The sequence below is a fragment of the Dietzia sp. B32 genome (assembly GCF_024732245.1).
Classification (GTDB): Bacteria; Actinomycetota; Actinomycetes; order Mycobacteriales; family Mycobacteriaceae; genus Dietzia.
In genome coordinates, this window is record NZ_CP093845.1 from 2,954,340 (window position 1) to 2,972,537 (window position 18,198).

An 18,198-nucleotide genomic window follows, 5' to 3' on the forward strand; every position below is an offset into this window, starting at 1 on the left:
GCTTGGTAGGCTAGCACGCATGACGAACATCGATCTGGGTCTGGCGGGGAAGGTCGTCCTCATCACGGGGGGCGTACGCGGTGTGGGCGCGGGCATCAGCACGGTCTTCAGGGAGGCCGGCGCGGTCGTCGTCACCTGTGCCCGTCGACCCGCCGACGAGGGCTCCGGGGTGGCGGATCTGGAGTTCCACCCGGTCGATCTCCGCGACGCCGACGCCGTGCGCGCGATGGTCGACGACATCGTCGCCAGACACGGGCGGCTCGACGTGGTGGTCAACAATGCCGGGGGCGCACCGTTCGCCCTCGCCGCGGAGGCGAGCGCCAACTTCCACTCGAAGATCGTCGCCCTCAACCTCCTGTCGGCATTGACCGTCTCGCAGGAGGCCAACCGTGTGATGCAACCGACCGGAGGGGCGATCATCAACATCTCGTCCGTCTCCGGACACCGGCCTTCGCCGGGTACGGCGTCATACGGGGCGGCCAAGGCGGGCGTCGACTCGCTCACGCAGTCTCTGGCCGTGGAGTGGGCTCCTGCGGTCCGTATCAATTCCGTCGTGGTGGGGCCCGTCAAGACCGAACTCGCCGAGATGCACTACGGGGACGCCGACGGGGTGGCGGCCGTCGACGCGACGATCCCGATGGGCCGGATGGCGGACCCCCGCGACGTCGGACAGGCCGCGGCGTTCCTGGCCTCGCCACTCGCCGCGTACATCACGGGGGCCGAGTTGCTGGTCCACGGCGGTGGCGAGAAGCCCGCATTCCTCTCGGCGTCCACAGCCGACAACAAGCACTGACCACACACGAACAAGGAGAACGACTATGGGTATCTGCGACGGACGCGTCGTCATCGTCACCGGGGCCGGCCGCGGGATCGGCCGCGAGCATGCGCTGGCCTTCGCCGCGGAGGGGGCCAAGGTCGTGGTCAACGACCTCGGTGCCGGTCTCGACGGATCGGACGTGGGTGAGTCGCCGGCCGAGCAGGTCGTCGCGGAGATCAAGGCCGCCGGTGGCGACGCCGTGGTCAACGGCAACGACATCTCCTCGTGGGAGGGGGCCCGTGAGCTCGTCCAGCAGGCGATCGACACGTTCGGTGGACTCGACGTCCTGGTGAACAACGCGGGATTCCTGCGCGACCGGATGCTCGTCGGGATGGGTGAGGACGACTGGGACAACGTCATCAACGTGCACCTCAAGGGGCATTTCGCCCCGCTTCGCCACGCCGCCGAGTATTGGCGCGCGGAGTCGAAGGCCGGGCGTCCCCGCGCGGCCCGGGTCATCAACACGTCCTCGGGTGCCGGCCTGTTCGGCTCTGTCGGCCAGGGCAACTACGCCACCGCCAAGGCGGGGATCGCGCTCCTGACCGTCCAGACCGCGGCCGAGATGAAGGGCTACGGGGTCACCGCCAACGCCATCGCCCCGGCGGCGCGCACCCGGATGACCACCTCGGCAGGCGAGGGCATGGCATCGCAGATGGCGGCTCCGGAAGACGGGTCGTTCGATGCGATGGACCCGGCCAACGTCTCGCCGCTTGTCGTGTGGCTCGGTTCCTCGGAGTCGGCGGAAGTCACCGGCCGCGTCTTCGAGGTCGAAGGCGGCAAGGTGACCGTGTGCGACGGCTGGCAGCGCGCCGCCTCCGAGGACAAGGGTGCCAAGTGGGACCCGGCCGAGCTCGGTTCGGTGGTCCCGCGATTGCTCGCCGAGTCGCCGGCACCGGTCCCGGTCTACGGCGCACGCTGATCCTCTAGGCGCCGGGGCGGCACGTCCCGCCGCACGATAAGACGAACTGAGCCCCGCACCAGCAGGTGCGGGGCTCAGTCGTTCAGCGGGTCAGACCCGACTCGCGGCAGGTTGCGTCAGGGGCGCGGGCACTGCTGCGCGTCGACCGAACCCGCGGCTGACAGCTGATCCACCTGGGCCTGCGGCAGGTCGCACAGGGTGGGCAGCGGGGGCAGGCCGGGCAGGGCCGGCATGACGATCGTGCCGTTGGCCGCGGCCGTGGCGAGCGCCGCGCCGCCACCGGCGGATGCGGTGATGGCGATCAGCGGGATCAGGCTCCCCGCAGCGCCGCCGTCGGCCAGGCTGGCCACACTCTCGAGCGAGGTGAGCGTGCCCATCTCCGAGCCCAGGTTGGTGGACGCGGTGCCCTGGAGCGAGCCGTTCTCGAGCGACCCGGTGAGCGCGGTGAGCGAGCCGTTGACCTCGGTGAGCTCACCGAACGAACCGGTGATGACCCCGGCGCTGCCGCCGGTCGATCCGGTGATCAGATCGGAGCTCTGACCGGTCGAGCCACCGTTGCCGGAGAGGGACCCGGAGGTCTCCGAGATGGAACCGGAAAGCGCCGGAAGGATGCCGCCCTCGGCGATCGAGCCGATGATCGGGTCGGCGGAGTTGCTCTCCACCGAGCCCGCGAGCTGGTTGGCGGATCCGTTGGTCAGCGACCCGGCGATGCCTTCACCGACGAGCACAGCGGAGCCGCCGATGCCCTCGGTCGAGCCGTCCGGGAACTCGGCGGAGAGCGCAGGCAGTTCCGCGGAGCCTCCGAGGAGGTTCAGCTCGGTGGACAGGGGCTCCATACCGATGGACGAGACGATCGGGGCCATCCCGAGCGAACCCATCCCCGTGGAACCGGTGAGCGGGTTCAGGTCGGAGGACCCGAACTCGGCAGAGCCGCCGAGGAGGTCGGTGGACAGCGGGGCCATCTCCTCGGATCCCACGAGCGGGGCGAGGTCAGACGAACCGAACTCGGCAGAACCACCGAGCAGGTCGAGCTCGGTGGAGAGTGGGGTGGTGCCCAGCGACCCGAGGAGCGACGTGGGGAGGTCGGACGAAGCAAAGGCGGCGGAACCACCCAGGAGGTCCGTGGACAGCGGTGCCATCTCGGTGGAGCCGACGTCGCCGGAGCCGGTGAGCAGCTCGGTGGACAGCGGTGCCATCTCGGTGGAGCCGACGTCGCCGGAGCCGGTGAGCAGTTCGGTGGACAGCGGCACCGTGCCGAGGGAGCCCGTGAGGTCGGTCGGCAGGTCGGACGAGCCACCGAGGAGCTCGGTGGACAGCGGCGGGAGCTCGGCAGAGCCCGGCAGTGCGGCGGATCCGCCGAGGAGCTCGGACGACAGCGGCACCGTGCCGAGGGAGCCCGTGAGGTCGGTGGGCAGAGACGTGGAGCCCTCGAGGACGCCGGCCGAGCCGGGGAGGATCTCGGAGGACCCGGGGAGCTCGGACGAGCCATCGAGGACGCCGGCCGAGCCTGGGAGGATCTCGGACGACCCGGGGAGCTCGGACGAGCCGCCGAGCGGCGACAGGCTCAGCTCGGGCAGGTCCGACGACCCGCCCAGCGGGCTGAGGCCGGAGGACCCGGGCACCTCGGAGGACCCCGGCGCGTCCGCGGAACCCGCCAGCGGCGAGAGTCCGCCCGAACCGCCGGCCAGATCTCCCGCCGATCCCGTGTCGATGAGCGACGGGAGCATGTCGAGGACGCTCCCCAGGTCCTGGGCGTTGGCTGTTCCCTGAGTGCCGGCGGCGGCGAGGAGGACCGACGCCGCGACGGCGACGGCCTTGCTGGACTTGTTCATAAAGAAGCCTTCCCTGAGATGAGATCCCCCTGGATCACAGTCGTGGCCGGTCAGCGCAGGAGGCGCGCCTCGGCGGAGATTAGATTCCTCTAAGAAAGCTCATATGTCAATGGTTTGCTCAGGAAATGTTACTGGTGTGACCAATGGTGTGAAACTCGATGAAATCACGACGGCCGGCCCCTGGGGAGGGGCCGGCCGTCGGAGGCGTGGAGTCAGGCTCTGGGTTCGCAGATGATGACCGGGATGACCCGGCTGGTGTTGGCCTGGTAGTCGGCGAAATCCGCGTAACGCTCGACGAGCCGGGGCCACAACTCGGCTCGCTCGGACGGGGTCGCCTCCCTCGCCGTCATCGCGCGTCGGCGGCGACCCACCTGGACGGTGACGTTCGGGTCGGCCCGCACGTTGAAGTACCACTGGGGATGCTTGGGAAGGCCCCCCTGGGAGGCGACGAGCAGGACGCGGTCTCCGTCCGGGAGGTGGAGCAGGGGCACGGTCCGCGGCTCGCCCGACTTGCGGCCCGTTGTCGTCACGAGACACACCGGCACCGGGGCCCGCAGGGCGGAACCCACTCGCCAGGACCCGCCGATCCGCCCGCCCGACACCCGGTATGCCCACGTGTTGACCCTGGACATCGTCTTGATGAGCCCCACGACCCACGGCGCGCCCCTCCGCGGGTCGTCGACGCCCGTCTCGGGTGCCGGGTCGGCAGAGCTCACCGGCCGCCGCCCAGAGGGGCGCGGACGATCACGTGCTTACCGGGGAAGAACGCGGCGAGCTCGCGGCGGCTCTCCTTCAGCGAGGCGAGCCCGAAGCCCTTCTTGCGTTCCTCAGGGCGGATCCAGATGGCCACGTCCACGTCGCCGTTGTCGACCTGTTCGCCGAACACCAACCCCACCGGGGCGTCGCGGGAGGTGTCGACCGCGACGAACCACATCGCGGACTCGGCCTCGACGCGCGCCAGTCCGTCCCGGAGCTCCTGCTCGGTCTTCTCGAGGTCCCAGGTCCCGCCGGTCGCGGACGTCTCATCGGACGAGCGCGCGTGGAACAGGGACGTGTGTTCCTCGGACTCCGTGAAGGGGCGGAGGGTGAAGCCCCGGGCGGCACCGTCGCCGGATCCGCCGGAGGGGGATCCCGCGAACGTCTCGAGCGGGGTCTTCAGGACGTCACGCGCCTCGTCGGGGGACACCGACAGCAGGCTCGCGATGGCGCGGACGGCGTCCTCGGGCCCGTCGGCCGACGACACGGCGGCGAACACCTCCCGCCGGCGGTTCGCGGCCGTCTCGATGGCGTTGCTCATGTCAGATCCTCTCGATGATGCTCGCCGAGGCCTGGGCGCCGCCCGCGCACATCGTGATGAGGGCGCGTTCGCCGTCCGTGCGCTCGAGCTCGTGCAGGGCGGTGGTGATGAGCCGCGACCCGGTGCTGCCGACGGGGTGGCCGATCGCGATGGCCCCTCCGTTGACGTTGACCTTGTCCATGTCGGGCCCGTGCACCTGCGCCCAGCTTAGGAGCACGGAGGCGAACGCCTCGTTGCATTCGAAGAGATCGAAGTCCGAGATCGACATGCCGGAGCGGTCCAGCACTCGCTGCGTGGCCTGGACCGGCCCGTCGAGGTGGTACTCGGGCTCCCCGCCGACGAGCGCCTGGTGCACGATGCGGGCGCGCGGCGTGAGTCCGTGGGCGCGGGCCACCTCCTCGTCCATGAGCAGGACCGCGGCCGACCCGTCGGACATCTGGCTGGAGGTCCCGGCGGTGTGCAGGCCGCCGTCCATGACGGGCTTGAGGGACGCCAGCGCCTCGGCGGTGGTGTCGCGCAGCCCCTGGTCGCGGGTGACGGTGACCGTCTCGCCGGTGTAGGTGCCGTCCTTGAGGCGTTCGGGGGCGTCGACGGCGAAGGTCTCGCGATCGAACCGGCCCTCCTCCCACGCGCGCTTCGCGTTGGCCTGGGACCGCACGCCCAGGTCCTCGAGGTCGGCGCGGCTGAGCCCGCGTCGCTGCGCGATCCGGTCGGCGGCCGTGAACTGGTCCGGCAGGTCGACGTCCCAGTCATCCGGGCGGGGCATGCCGTTGGAACCGTCGCCGACGGCCGCGCGCAGAGCGATCCAGCTCATCGACTCGACGCCGCACGCGATGCCGACGTCCATCGCGCCCGCGTGGATCAGATTGGCGATGAAGTGGTTGGCCTGCTGCGCGGACGAGCACTGGCAGTCGATGGTGGTACACGCCGTCTGCCAGGGGAGCCCGGACGCCAGCCACGCCCCGCGCGTGACGTTGTTACCCTGGGCGCCGGCCTGGGTGACACAGCCTCCCACGACCTGCTCGACGAGCGCGGCGTCGATGCCAGCCCGCCGGATCACCTCTTTCTGCGATGCGCCCAGCAGGTGCGCGGGGTGCAGGCCCGACAGTGCGCCGCGGGCCTTTCCGATCGGGGTCCGGACGGCCTCGACGATGACGGGATTTCCCATGGATGCGCTCCTTCGGAAGCAAGGTTAGAACGGGTTCTAGTTTACGCCACCCCGGGCGCGGATTCGCGGTTCGCCCCGCGGGGTGCACGCCAGGGTCGGCGGGCGGACCGGGAACCACAACCCACGGAGGAACGTGTTCCAGTATGGTTCTTATAACGTGTTCTAGATTACAGCGCGGGGTGAGGGCAGAGATGTCCCGGCGCCGTCCGAGCACGAGACGCAATCAGACGTGGTCAAGGAGTGCCAGTGCAGCCAGTCACCATTCCCGAGGGGTTCGACTTCACGGATCCGGAGCTCTACGAAAAGCGCCTTCCCCATCCCGAATGGGCCCACCTCCGCCGCACCGAGCCGATCTGGTGGTGCGCGAAGGAACCGGGAGTGGACGGCTTCGACGACGACGGCTACTGGGTCGTCACCAAGCACGAGGACGTCAAGGAGATCTCGCGCCGGACCAACGAGGTCTTCTCCACGTGGGAGAACACCGCCATCCCGCGCTTCGCCCCCGGCACCGAGCGGGAGATCGTCGAGCTCACCCGCCTGCTGTTCATCAACCAGGACGGCGACGAGCACAAGAAGTACCGGCGGATCATCTCCAAGGGTTTCACCCCGCGCAACATCGAGAAGATGCGCGAGAACCTCACCGCCAAGGCCAAGGACATCGTCCAGACGGCCGCGGCCAAGGGCACCGGCGACTTCATCGTCGACGTGGCCTCCGAGCTGCCGCTCCAGGCCATCGCCGAGCTCATCGGCATCCCCATGGAGGACCGCCACCAGATCTTCGAGTGGTCCAACCAGATGACGAGCTACGACGTCCCCGGCAAGGTCGAGGAGTCGCAGATGGCCAACGCCATGGTGCTCTCCTACGCCCAGGAGCTGGCCACCAAGCGCGAGACCGACCCCCGCGACGACCTGGTGACCAAGCTGGTCCAGGCGGACCTCGACGGCGAGAAGCTCACCTCCGACGAGTTCGGCTGGTTCGTGGTCCTGCTCGCCGTGGCCGGCAACGAGACCACCCGCAACGCCACGACCCACGGGATGATCGCGTTCCTCGAGAACCCCGACCAGTGGGAGCTGTTCAAGCGCGAGCGCCCGGCGACCGCCTACGACGAGATCCTGCGGTGGGCCTCGCCGATCAGCTCGTTCCAGCGCACCGCCACCGAGGACGTGGAGATCGGCGGGGTGACCATGAAGAAGGGTGACCGCGCCGCGATCATGTACGGCTCGGCGAACTTCGACGAGGACGTCTTCTCCGACCCGTTCACCTTCAACATCCTCCGCGACCCGAACCCGCACCTGACGTTCGGCGGCAACGGCCCGCACTACTGCATCGGCGCCAACCTGGCGAAGCTCCAGATCGAGCTGATCTTCAACGCGATCGCCGATCACATGCCGGACATCACCTCGCTGGGCGACTCGACGCGTCTGCGGTCGGGCTGGCTCAACGCCATCCAGGACTGGAAGGTCGACTTCAAGTGCCCGGTCATGCACTGACCTGACACAGCGAGTCTGACACCGCGAGCAGCCACACCCGGCCCCCGGCCGGTCAGCCCCGGTCCCGCCTGTTCCGCAGGCCGGGCCGGGGCTCTCGTCTCCGGGGAGAGGGCGACCTCGTCGTCGTCGTCCGACCCCAGAAGCCCCGAACCGATCCCGTCGGCCCATCGAACAGGCAAGGTGATCCCCATGATCGACCACCGCTCCATCGAGCGTGACGGCGTACGACTGCACTACGTGGTCGCCGACCCGGACCCCCGACCCGCCACGGCGCCGGCCGGCCCCGGGACCGTGGTACTCGTGCACGGGTTCCCGCACTTCTGGTTCACCTGGCACCGGATGATCCCCGTCCTGACCGCGGCCGGGTGGCGGGTGATCGCTCCCGACCTGCGTGGGATGGGCGGATCCGATGCGCCCACGGACGTCGCGGCCTACGCGCCGCGCGAGGTCGTCGGCGACGTGGTGACCATCTGCGAGGCCGAGGGCGCGGACCGGGTGGTGCTGGTGGGCTTCGACTTCGGCGCCGGCGTCGCCTACGACACGTGCCACCTCGAACCCGACCTGGTGCGGGCCGTGATCGGGATGGAGAACCCGTTCATGAGCACCGCCGGATCGGTCCCGCCGCTCGAGGGGTCGGCGATGATGGCGCAGGAGCACTTCCTGCACCTGCACTACTTCGCGCAGCCCGGAGTGGCCGAGGCCGACCTCGCGGGCCGCGAACGCGAGTTCCTCACCCGCGTCTTCTGGGCACTGTCCGCGGACTATCACTACCTCGACGTGTGGCAGCATCCGCCCGGCTCCACCTATCTCGACGCGCTGCCCGAGGCGCCGCCGCTGCCGTGGCCGTGGCTGACCGTCGAGGAGATGGACACCTACGAGGCGGAGTACGCGCGGACCGGGTTCGCGGGGCCGCTGCAGTGGTATCGGGCGATGGACGTGAGTTGGCACGCGCGCAAGGAGTTCGAGCGGCAGACCAACCCCGTGCCCTTCTACTTCCTCTACTCCGAGCACGACCCGGACCTCGAGGGATTCCACGGCCGCGACCCGCTGGCCAAGCTCGGCCGCTATCACGATGACGTGCGGATGGTCCGCGCGATCACGGCACCGGCGGGGCACCTCATGCACCTGGAGGCCACGCAGGACACGCACGGCGCGATCCTCGCGTGTCTGGACGACATCGCGGCGCACCTGCCCGTCTGAGGGGCTCCGCGGCCGGCCGCGCAACCGGGAGCGCCCCGGCCCCGGGAGATCGGGGGCCGGGGCGCGGGGCCGGTGGGCGTGCGGGGCTGACGCTGCGGGCTCAGCCGGTGAGGCCGTACTTCTCGCCGAAGCGGGCGATCGACTCGACCTTCTGCTCGGCCGTGCAGTCGTAGCCGTGGCCCTCGATCAGCCACGGCATGACGATGATGTCGGTGACGCCGGCCTCCGCGAGCTCGGCGAAGCCCTTCGAGCCGTAGCGGTCCAGGCACACCACCTGGATAGCGAAGCGCTTGCCGTCGCCGCGGTCGGCCAGCGAGCGCCCCTGCTCCTCGAGCAGTTCGCCCAGGCGGGTGACGGTGGCGACGATGTCGTCGAACCCCATCATCGCGCTGGTCCAGCCCTGACCGACGCGGGCGGCGCGCTTGAGCGCGATTTCGGTGTGGCCGCCGACGTAGAAGGGGACCTGCTCGGACGGCGCCGGGGCGAAGATGAGCTCGTCGAAGTCGAAGTGCTCGCCGTGGAACTCCATCCACTCGCCACGCAGGCCTTCTCGCATGATGGCCAGCGACTCGTCGGTGCGTTTGCCGCGGCCCTTGAACGGCGCGCCGCACCATTCGAACTCGTTGGGGTCCCAGCCGATGCCCACGCCCAGGTCCAGCCGGTTGCCGGTGAGCAACGCGACCGAGCCCACCTGCCGGGTGAGCAGCAGCGGGTTGCGCGGGCCCACCTTGAGCACCTGCGGACAGAACCTGATCCGGGAGGTCGCCCCGCCCATGGCGGCGCAGGCGATGAGCGGCTCCACCCACTCGGTGTTCTCGTCCCACATCCGCGAACCGTCCGGCGTGTACGGGTAGTCCTTGTCCTGACGCCGCGGGTGGAACAGCGAGTCGGGCAGGACGATCCGGTCGATACCCGCGGCCTCGGCGCCGCGTGCGATGTCGAGGTACTGGTCGACGGGGGAGAAGGAGACGGGGACGGAGAACTCGACGTCCGCTACGCGGCTCATGGTCACTCGCTCTTTCCTGCGGCGCCGGCGATGGCGGCCTTGTCGTCGTCCGTGAGTGCACGCAGGCCCGAGGCCATGGCCACGTCCTGCTCCCAGAAGGCGCGGAGGTTGATCAGGCGACCGTCGGCGTCGACACGGTAGTCCACGGCGATGTCGATCTCCATGATGCTGGAGCCCATATGGGTGCGCATGGTGCCGATGCAGAGCAGTTCGTCGCCCACGGCGATCCCGCGGTCGAAGCGGAACTCGATGTGATCCGGGGTGGCCACGGCCTTCTCCCAGAACTCCAGGAGCCTCTCCGTGCCGGTGTGGCCGATGCCCTCGGCATCGAACATCGACGGACCCACGGGATCCTCGATAGTGCCCTCGGGATTCCAGCCGGCGATCCAGGCATCGCGGTCGCCGGCGTTGGTGGCAGCCCACGAGCGGCGTGCGGCGGCGTAGGCGGGACTGGCCAGGGCCGCGTCACTCATCTCCAGTGGTCGGTACTGCCCGCTGGCGTCCAGATAGGGGTTGCTCATGAGTGACGCTCCGGACGGTCGGTCCCCACGACCCACATGGAGAAGTACTGGGACCCGCCGCCGTAGGCGTGTCCGAGGGCCTTGCGCGCGCCGGGGATCTGGTGTTCGTCGGCGCGGTTCATCACCTGACGGGCGGCCTCGGCGAAGCGGAGCATGCCGGACGCGCCGATGGGGTTCGAGCACAGCACGCCGCCGGACGGGTTGACCGGCAGGGAGCCGTCGCGCGCGGTGGCGCCGGACTCGGTCATGCGCCACCCCTCGCCCTCCGCGCAGAATCCGAGGTTCTCCAGCCACATGGGCTCGAACCAGGAGAACGGCACGTAGATCTCGGCCGCGTCGATCTCCTCGGCCGGGTTGGTGATCCCGGCCTCGGCCCACAGGGCGGCGGCGGCGTCGCGGCCGGCCTGCGGATTGCGGTAGTTGCGGAAGGCGTAGGTGCCGGGTTCGGTCCGCAGCGAGGTGGCGTGGACCCACGCGACCTGTCGGCCGGCGGACTCCACCGCCTCGGCCGCCTCGGCGTCGCCGATGACGATCGCGCACGCGCCGTCGGAGGAGGGGCAGGTCTCGTCGAACCGGATGGGGTCCCACAGCATCTGCCCCTGAAGCACCTTGTCGACGGTGATGTCGGGCTGCTTGAGGTGGGCGTGCGGGTTGACCGAACCGTTGAGGCGGTCCTTGACCGCGACCATCGCGCCCACGTGCTCGGGCGCCCCGGTGGTGCGGATGTAGGAGCGCACGTGCGGAGCGAAGTAACCGCCCGCGCCGGCCCCGACGGGTGCGGTGAACGGCACCGGCAGGCTGAGCGCCCACATGGCGTTGGACTCGGACTGCTTCTCCCACGCCACGGCCAGGACGCGGTGGTAGCGGCCGGACTGGACGTGCGACGCGGCGACGACAGCGGTGGAACCGCCGACGGAACCGGCGGTGTGGACACGCAGCAGAGGCTTGCCGACCGCGCCGAGCGCGTCGGCCATCATCAGCTCGGGCATCATGACGCCCTCGAACAGATCCGGGGCCTTGCCCACGATCACGGCGTCGATGTCGTCCCAGCCGACCCCGGCGTCGGTCATGGCGGCGTCGATGGCCTCGCGGCAGAGGCCGGCCATGGAGACGTCGGTGCGTCGGGAGACGTGGTGGGTCTGGCCGGTCCCGAGGACGGCGGCGGGCAGACCGGAGCTGTGGGTTCCGGATGCGGGGGCGCTCATGCGGTGCGTCCTTCCAGGAGGCAGATGAGGTTCTGCTGCAGCAGGTGGCCGCTGGTGGCGTGGGCGAGGGCGCGCTCGGAGCGGCCCTCCCAGATGCTGTGGGCGGCGTAGCCGATGCGCTCGAGGCCCGCGGAGAACAGCGGGTCGGCGAGCAGCGAGCCGCCGGACGGGGTGACGGCGACGTCGTCGGAGATGCCCAGCGCGCCGCGCAGGAGGAGCTCCTGGTGGGTGTACTGGGTGTGGAGCTCGGCCACCGAGACACCGCCGAGGTCGGGGCGGTCCCCGGACGAGCCGGTCGCGCGGACGGCGGCGGCGCGGGCGGACGGGGAGTCGGTGAGGTCGCGCGCGCCGAACTCGGCGGAGTCGGCGATGTGCTCCATCCCGGTGATGTACGCCGGGGTGTCGACCAGCTCGCGGGCGCGATCGGCGGAGGCGAGGATGATCGCGCCGGCGCCGTCGGTGACGGGCGGGCAGTCGTGCCGACGCAGCGGGTCGGCCACGTACGGCTCGGCGAGCAGGTCCTTCTCGTCGTGGCCGGTCGCGCGGGCGGCGACCGCGGCCATCTCCGCCTCGGACCAGCGGCCGGCGTCGATGCCGGCGCGGGCCTGCAGGGCGGCGACGTGGTGCCGGCCGGGCCACAGCGGGGCGACCGTGTACGGGTCGAGCTGCAGCGCCAGGGCGGAGTCGAGGTCGGTGCTGGCGGAGGCCTTGCCGAACCCGTAGACCAGGGCGGTGTCGGCCTGTCCGGAGGCGATCTTGAGATAGGCCTCGAAGAACGCCCAGGCGGCGTCCATCTCGACGTGCGACTCGGAGATCGGCGGGACCGCGCCGATCGAGTCGACCGCGGAGATGAACGAGAAGGCGCGGCCGGCGAGGTAGTCGGAGGAGCCGGAGCACCAGAACTCGATGTCGGTGCGCTCCAGACCGGTCTGCCGGTAGCACTCGGCGAAGACGGGGGCCAGCATCTCGACACCGTTGGTGGTGCCGAAGGTGGACTCGGTGTGGCGGGCGTGGGCGAATCCGACGACGGCCACGTCCCGGGGTGCGTTGGGGGTCACGTGTGGTGTCCTCTACAGGTGATCGGCGTAGGTGTCGGGGTCGGCGTCGGGATCGCCGGTGGGCTCGAAGTGGGCGATGGCCTTCATCGAGGCGGGCCGTTCGGACTCGGGCGTCCACACGGCGCGCACGCGCATCCCCATCCGCACCTCGGACGCCTCGCAGCCCAGCACCAGGTGCTGGATGGGCACGTCGGAGCCGTCGAGCAGGATGTAGGCGGTGACGTACGGCGGCTTGATCTGCTGACCGGCGAACGGGACGTTGACGATGCCGAACGTGGTCACGGTGCCCACGTCGGCGACCTCCACGTACTCGCCCATGGCCACGCCGTCGGACGGGCAGTAGTCGCGCGGGGGCACGTAGACCTCGGGGCCGTTGGAGCGGCGCCGCCCGAGCATCCGGCCCTGCACGATCGCCCGGAGGAACTCGCTCTCGGCGGGTCCGGCCGTGTGGGTGACCGCCAGCCCGATCGGCGTCACCACGATGGTGACCGGGTCGTCGGAGGTCTGCAGGGCCTCGTCGTCGCCACCGGACTCGCCCGGGGCATCGGCGGGGACCACGCACGCGATGTCGTGGATGGTCCCGGTGCGCTCGGCGGCCCACCGCAGGCGCACGCGCATGCCTGTGCTCACCGCCTCGGGGCCGTCGGCGGCCAGGGGCAGGAGCATGGCGGTGTCCGCACCGTCGAACCGCACGAGCGCCCACGCGAACGGGGTGTCGAGCGGGTTGACCTCGGTGGGGGCGGGAACCCAGGTCCATGCGACGACGAGGCCCTCGATCGCGGAACCGGATCCCACTTCCACGGATTCCGTGAGGGCCCGGCGCGTGTGGGGGTCGAACTCGACCGGCGGCAGGTGCACGGTGCCGCGGGAATCGCGGTTACCGACCAGGCGTCGCTCGCGTAGGCCGGTGAAGAACGCTCCCAGCACGGGGCCGGTCGACCGTGTGTAGTCGAACGACGGTGCCAGGGACGCCGAGAGCACGGGCTCGTCCGGTGGGGTGATATCGACAACGATCTCTCTGGATGTCACGCGCACAAGTAGAACACGTTCCACCGGCCGGTGTGTGGGTTTCCCCGACACGCTGATCCGGGTCGCCGCCCCCGCCGCGGAGAGGTGTGGGTCACACTGGTGTCCATGAAATTCGCGTTGCAGCTCGGATACTGGGGCGCCCAGCCGCCCACCAACCATGCCGACCTCGTGGTGGCGGCGGACAGGGCGGGCTTCGACACCGTCTTCACCGCCGAGGCCTGGGGTTCGGACGCCTTCACGCCGCTGGCCTGGTACGGCTCGCTCACCGAGCGCATCCGGCTGTCGACGGCCGTCGTGCAGCTCTCCGCGCGGACGCCCACGGCCACCGCCATGAGCACCATGACCCTCGATCACCTGTCGGGCGGACGCTTCGCTCTGGGGCTGGGTGTGTCCGGGCCGCAGGTGGTGGAGGGGTGGTACGGCCAGCCGTTCGTCAAGCCGCTGGCGCGGACCCGCGAGTACATCGACATCATCCGCCAGGTCCTGCGCCGCGAGGCGCCCGTCACCTCAGACGGCCCCGCGTACGCCCTGCCCTATCAGGGCGACGACGCCTCCGGATTCGGCAAGCCGCTCAAGCCGATCCTGCATCCACTACGCGAGGACGTGCCGATCTGGCTGGGCGCCGAGGGGCCCAAGAACGTGGCCCTGGCCGCAGAGATCGCCGACGGCTGGCTGGGCTTCCTGGCCTCGCCGCGCACCGCCCACGAGTTCAACGCGTGGCTCGACGAGGGGTTCGCCCGACCCGGGGCGCGCCGCACCCGCGAGGACTTCGAGGTGGCTTTCCTGTGCCAGCTCCACGTGACGGACGACCGCCGCGGCGTCCTCGACGCGTACAAGCCGTTCACCGCCCTGTACGCGGGCGGCATGGGCGCCGAGGAGAAGAACTTCCATGCCGAGGCGTTCCGTCGCATGGGCTTCGGCGACGACGTGGACCGCATCACCGAACTGTTCCGGTCCGGCCGCAAGGACGAGGCCGCCGCCGCGGTGCCGGACGAGATGGTCGAGGCCACCGCGATCATCGGGGATGCCGACTCGGTGCGGTCGCAGATCGCCGAGTGGGAGGCCGCGGGCATCACCATGCTCGTGGTGACCGCCCGGTCGGTCGAGGAGATCGAGACGCTCGCGCAGTTCATCGACTGACGTGGGCCGGGCCCGGGGGTCAACCGCCGTCGCCGACCTCCAGGATCTCGCGACCGGCGCCGACCGTGACCCAGCCGGGTCGGTCCGTGAGTGAGACCCTGACCGCGTAGACGGGCGGGGGCCCGGAGTCGGAAGGGGGTGAACCAGGGGAGATCACCACGCTGTCCGGAACTGCCCCGGGCGCTCCCAACAGGGCGGGCGTCGCCTCGATCGCGAACATCACGGTCTCCGCGTCCACCGCGGCTACAGGGAAACCGGGCGACGCGGGCAGCCGGCTGGTGATCCCGTCCCGCCATCGACCGTGGAAGGTGTGGTGCAGCGTCGCCTCCGCGTCGTCCGGATCGGGGCGGCTCAGGTGCGCGGTGTCGCCTTCGATGACGAGCCGCTCCACGGTGGGGTCGTCGAGCTGGTCGCGTGCGGCATCGATGACGCGGGTCATCCCTTCGGCGGTGAGCAGTGGTCCCGGTGCCGTGCGGATCACCTCGACGGAGGCCGGGCGGTCCACCGTGTCGCCGGCCGGGGAGGGTGTGTTCCCGGCGAGGTGGTCCAGGCCGGCGATGAGGCCGACGGCCAATGCGCTGGCCAGGACCGCGCGCAGCAGTCCGCTCGCCAGGCGCCTGCGCCCCGCCGGCCCCCGCGTCGAAGGCCCGGGCGGTCGCTTCGCGACGATCCGCTCGCGCGCGTTGGTCCGCCGTACCGAGAGCGGGGTGTCGGCTGACAGGCCCCGGCTGCGTACCTCCAGTTCGAACAAGCGTCTGTTGAGGTCGGCCACCAGAGAGTCGAGTTCGTCGCGGGTGGTGGACACGGCGGCCTCGCGGCTGCGCTCGCCGTGTTCGAGGGGGCCGATCCGGCCGTCCGTGTAGGCATTGTCGAGGATCTGCCACACGGCTCGCCTGCGGCCCTCGGTGGCCGGCTCCGGGGCGGGCCCACCGGGGTGCGGGGGTGGTGCGCTCATCGGGGGACGCCGACTTCTCTCACGTTCCTGTCGTGTCCCACCACTATGTGCCCGCGGTCACCCTCACGAGTCACGGTGATCTCATAGGTGGGCTGGGCGAGCGCGTCCGGGCCCACGTCGATCCCCACGAGATCTGCGTCCGAGAGCCCGTTTTCCGCCGCGGAGGCTCGAGCCGCCTCCAGGGCGGCCGTCACATCGATGGACTCCATTCCGACCGAGAGGTCGTCAACCGGGCGGAAAGCCTCCCCTTCGGCGGCCCACTCGCCCAGGTTGTCGCGTCGCCACGAGTCGACCGCCCCGGGGTCCGCCGGATCCTCGATGAGGAGGAGGGCGTGGTCGCCCCTGATGTCGAACGAGACCACACGAGCGTCACCGAACCTCGCGCGCGCAGAGGAGAGGACCTCACCGACGCTGCTCGAGGTGATCGTGTCCTCGGTGCCGCTAAGGAGGCTGGCGAACGCACCGTCTCGCAGCGCGAGGACCCCGCCGGCGACAAGGGTGAGCCCCGCCAGGGTCGAGACGCCGACCAGCTTGGCGGTGTCGAGCGGGTCGCGTGACGCGCGGCGGGACCGGACGACCGGAGTGGGGTGGTCGCCCGCCACCTCCGAAGGCGACCGGGCCGGGGCGGGCAGGTCCGCGAGGATCGCCCGGAGTTCGTCGACATATCCGCTCGACCGCACCTGCCACCCGAGGTGGAGGTGATCCACGGGGTCGAGGCGCCCATCTGCGGCGGCGGCGTCGAGCTGCTCCCACGCCTCGACGCGCTGGGGGTCGCTCGCGCGGATGCGATGCTGCGCCATGGGCAGCAGGGTAACCACCGGCGGCTCGCAGTGGTCCGGTCACGGTCGCCGGGAAAGCCCGCCATCGCGATAGAACACGTTCTACTATGGGGTCATGAGTGCACCCACGCCTTCCGTCCCCGCCGACGCCGGAATCCTGGATCCGCGGACCGGCGAGCACGTGACCAGTGTCTACCGGATCGCCGAGGCCGACCCGGACCGTGTCGCGGTGATCGAGGCTGCCGGTCGTCAGGTCACCTTCGGCCAGCTCGCCGACGCCGCCCACGGGTACGCGCGGGGCTTGCAGGCACTCGGGCTGGAGACCGGCGACTGCATCGTCCTGCTCGCCCCCAACAGCATCGAGTTCCTCGAGGTCTACTACGCGGCCATGGAGATCGGGCTCTACGTGGCCCCGGCGAACTGGCACCTGACCGGCCCCGAGGTGGCGTACATCCTCGAGAACTCGGGATCGACGGTGTTCATCGCGGACACGCGGTTCGCCGACGTCGCGAGCGCCGCCGCCGAGGAGGCCGGGCTCGACCCCGCCCGCTGCTACGCCGTCGGTGAGGTCCCCGGATTCCGTCCGCTGTCCGAGCTCAGGGCCCCGGCTGCGGGGGAGGACCCCTTGCCGTCGTCGCGGACCCTCGGCGGCCCCATGCTGTACACCTCCGGCACCACCGGCCGCCCCAAGGGCGTGCGGCGCCCCCTCACCGGCGGCTCGCCGGATCAGGTGACGGTCCCCAATTACTACTTTTTCGCCGGCTTCAACATCCAGGCGCCGGACAACGTGCACATCTGCGGTTCGCCGCTCTACCACACGGCCGTGCTCAACTTCGTCACCATCTCGCTCAATCTGGGCCAGGCGGTGGTGCTCATGGACAAGTGGACGCCCGAGGAGATGCTGCGCCTCATCGACGCCCACGGCGTCACCCAGTCGCACATGGTGCCGACCCAGTTCTCGCGTCTGCTGGAGCTGCCGGAGGACGTGCGCGCGAAGTACGAAGTGTCGAGCCTGCGCACGATCGTCCACGGTGCAGCGCCGTGCCCCAAGCACGTCAAGCAGGCCATGCTCGACTGGTGGGGCCCCGTACTCACCGAGTACTACGCCGGCACCGAGGGTGGCGGCTGCACCATCACCGGCGAGGAATGGCTGCGCAAGCCCGGCAGCGTGGGCCGGCCGTGGAAGACCACCACCCTGAAGATCCTCGACGACGACGGGGGTGAGCTGCCCACCGGCGAGATCGGCAACGTGTACCTGCAGATGCACGGGTCGAAGTTCGAGTACCACCAGGACAAGGAGAAGACCGCGAAGACCTACGTGGGCGAGCTGTTCACGATGGGCGACATCGGGTACGTCGATTCCGACGGTTACCTGTTCCTGTGTGATCGCAAGAACGACATGATCATCTCCGGTGGCGTGAACATCTACCCGGCGGAGATCGAGTCCGAGATGACCCGCCACGAGGCGGTCCGCGACGCCGCCGTGTTCGGTATCCCGCACAAGGACTGGGGTGAGGAGGTCAAGGCCGTCATCGAGCTCGCCGAGGGATTCACCGAATCCGACGACCTCAAGGCGCAGATCCTCGACGACCTGTCGGGACGGCTGGCCAAGTTCAAGATGCCGCGGTCGATCGACGTGGTGGACGAGCTGCCCCGCCAGGCCAACGGCAAGCTCATGAAGCGCACCCTCAAGGAGCCCTACTGGGCGGACGCCCAGTAATCGGGTCACTATCCCCGAGTCGGGGCTGAGCGACGGCGTGGCCGGACCATCCAGATGGTCC

The 18,198-nt window shown here is 70.3% G+C and carries 17 protein-coding genes; 6 read left to right on the plus strand and 11 right to left on the minus strand.

Annotated features, from left to right (window positions below; genetic code table 11):
* The first annotated feature begins 19 nt into the window (after nucleotides 1-19).
* Nucleotides 20-793: an SDR family oxidoreductase gene (locus L8M95_RS13990; RefSeq protein ID WP_260486714.1), complete on the plus strand. Its 774-nt coding sequence runs from the start codon at nucleotides 20-22 to the stop codon at nucleotides 791-793.
* A 25-nt stretch (nucleotides 794-818) separates the two neighbouring features.
* Nucleotides 819-1,736 carry an SDR family oxidoreductase gene (locus L8M95_RS13995; protein WP_260486715.1) on the plus strand — a complete coding sequence of 306 codons (918 nt, stop codon included), beginning with the start codon at nucleotides 819-821 and terminating at the stop codon, nucleotides 1,734-1,736.
* Between the two features lie 116 nt (nucleotides 1,737-1,852).
* Here L8M95_RS13995 and L8M95_RS14000 read toward each other — a convergent pair whose 3' ends face one another.
* The 4 genes from L8M95_RS14000 to L8M95_RS14015 form a co-directional block, all read right to left on the minus strand.
* Nucleotides 1,853-3,568 carry a hypothetical protein gene (locus L8M95_RS14000; RefSeq protein ID WP_260486716.1) on the minus strand — a complete coding sequence of 572 codons (1,716 nt, stop codon included), beginning with the start codon at nucleotides 3,566-3,568 and terminating at the stop codon, nucleotides 1,853-1,855.
* 212 nt (nucleotides 3,569-3,780) lie between these two features.
* Entirely contained in the window at nucleotides 3,781-4,284 is a 504-nt protein-coding gene (locus L8M95_RS14005) for a nitroreductase family deazaflavin-dependent oxidoreductase (protein ID WP_396118919.1), read from the minus strand.
* A complete protein-coding gene (locus tag L8M95_RS14010) occupies nucleotides 4,281-4,865 on the minus strand; it encodes a GNAT family N-acetyltransferase (RefSeq protein ID WP_260486717.1) in 585 nt (194 codons plus the stop codon). Before L8M95_RS14010 ends, L8M95_RS14005 begins: the two co-directional genes overlap by 4 nt.
* Before the next feature lies 1 nt (nucleotide 4,866).
* Nucleotides 4,867-6,033, minus strand: a complete 1,167-nt coding sequence (locus L8M95_RS14015) for a steroid 3-ketoacyl-CoA thiolase (RefSeq protein ID WP_260486718.1) — start codon at nucleotides 6,031-6,033, stop codon at nucleotides 4,867-4,869.
* Nucleotides 6,034-6,279: 246 nt separating this feature from the next.
* Here L8M95_RS14015 and L8M95_RS14020 point away from each other — a divergent pair, with 246 nt between their 5' ends.
* On the plus strand, nucleotides 6,280-7,524 hold the full coding sequence (locus L8M95_RS14020) for a cytochrome P450 (protein ID WP_260486719.1): 1,245 nt from the start codon (nucleotides 6,280-6,282) through the stop codon (nucleotides 7,522-7,524).
* Between the two features lie 189 nt (nucleotides 7,525-7,713).
* A complete protein-coding gene (locus L8M95_RS14025; RefSeq protein WP_260486720.1) occupies nucleotides 7,714-8,724 on the plus strand; it encodes an alpha/beta hydrolase in 1,011 nt (336 codons plus the stop codon).
* 100 nt (nucleotides 8,725-8,824) lie between these two features.
* On the opposite strand, the gene L8M95_RS14030 is transcribed toward L8M95_RS14025, so the two are convergent.
* Genes L8M95_RS14030 through L8M95_RS14050 form a run of 5 tightly spaced genes read right to left on the minus strand, consistent with a single transcriptional unit; the run spans nucleotide 8,825 to nucleotide 13,543 of the window.
* Complete coding sequence (locus L8M95_RS14030) at nucleotides 8,825-9,730, minus strand: TIGR03619 family F420-dependent LLM class oxidoreductase (protein WP_260486721.1); 906 nt, start codon at nucleotides 9,728-9,730, stop codon at nucleotides 8,825-8,827.
* Between the two features lie 2 nt (nucleotides 9,731-9,732).
* Complete coding sequence (locus tag L8M95_RS14035) at nucleotides 9,733-10,251, minus strand: nuclear transport factor 2 family protein (protein WP_260486722.1); 519 nt, start codon at nucleotides 10,249-10,251, stop codon at nucleotides 9,733-9,735.
* Nucleotides 10,248-11,456, minus strand: coding sequence for a thiolase domain-containing protein (locus tag L8M95_RS14040; protein ID WP_260486723.1), 1,209 nt, complete (start codon nucleotides 11,454-11,456; stop codon nucleotides 10,248-10,250). The genes L8M95_RS14035 and L8M95_RS14040 overlap by 4 nt, the downstream gene beginning before the upstream one ends.
* Nucleotides 11,453-12,514, minus strand: a complete 1,062-nt coding sequence (locus L8M95_RS14045; RefSeq protein ID WP_260486724.1) for a thiolase domain-containing protein — start codon at nucleotides 12,512-12,514, stop codon at nucleotides 11,453-11,455. Before L8M95_RS14045 ends, L8M95_RS14040 begins: the two co-directional genes overlap by 4 nt.
* A gap of 12 nt (nucleotides 12,515-12,526) precedes the next feature.
* On the minus strand, nucleotides 12,527-13,543 hold the full coding sequence (locus L8M95_RS14050) for a Zn-ribbon domain-containing OB-fold protein (RefSeq protein WP_260486725.1): 1,017 nt from the start codon (nucleotides 13,541-13,543) through the stop codon (nucleotides 12,527-12,529).
* A gap of 105 nt (nucleotides 13,544-13,648) precedes the next feature.
* Between L8M95_RS14050 and L8M95_RS14055 the strand changes: the two genes are divergently transcribed.
* Nucleotides 13,649-14,683 carry an LLM class F420-dependent oxidoreductase gene (locus L8M95_RS14055; RefSeq protein WP_260486726.1) on the plus strand — a complete coding sequence of 345 codons (1,035 nt, stop codon included), beginning with the start codon at nucleotides 13,649-13,651 and terminating at the stop codon, nucleotides 14,681-14,683.
* A gap of 19 nt (nucleotides 14,684-14,702) precedes the next feature.
* On the opposite strand, the gene L8M95_RS14060 is transcribed toward L8M95_RS14055, so the two are convergent.
* Together L8M95_RS14060 and L8M95_RS14065 are read right to left on the minus strand one after the other, a co-directional pair.
* Nucleotides 14,703-15,638 carry a DUF1707 domain-containing protein gene (locus tag L8M95_RS14060; protein ID WP_260486727.1) on the minus strand — a complete coding sequence of 312 codons (936 nt, stop codon included), beginning with the start codon at nucleotides 15,636-15,638 and terminating at the stop codon, nucleotides 14,703-14,705.
* Nucleotides 15,635-16,438: a DUF1707 domain-containing protein gene (locus tag L8M95_RS14065; RefSeq protein ID WP_260486728.1), complete on the minus strand. Its 804-nt coding sequence runs from the start codon at nucleotides 16,436-16,438 to the stop codon at nucleotides 15,635-15,637. The genes L8M95_RS14060 and L8M95_RS14065 overlap by 4 nt, the downstream gene beginning before the upstream one ends.
* A gap of 94 nt (nucleotides 16,439-16,532) precedes the next feature.
* Here L8M95_RS14065 and L8M95_RS14070 point away from each other — a divergent pair, with 94 nt between their 5' ends.
* Nucleotides 16,533-18,137 carry an acyl-CoA synthetase gene (locus L8M95_RS14070; RefSeq protein ID WP_260486729.1) on the plus strand — a complete coding sequence of 535 codons (1,605 nt, stop codon included), beginning with the start codon at nucleotides 16,533-16,535 and terminating at the stop codon, nucleotides 18,135-18,137.
* The last annotated feature ends 61 nt before the right edge of the window (nucleotides 18,138-18,198 follow it).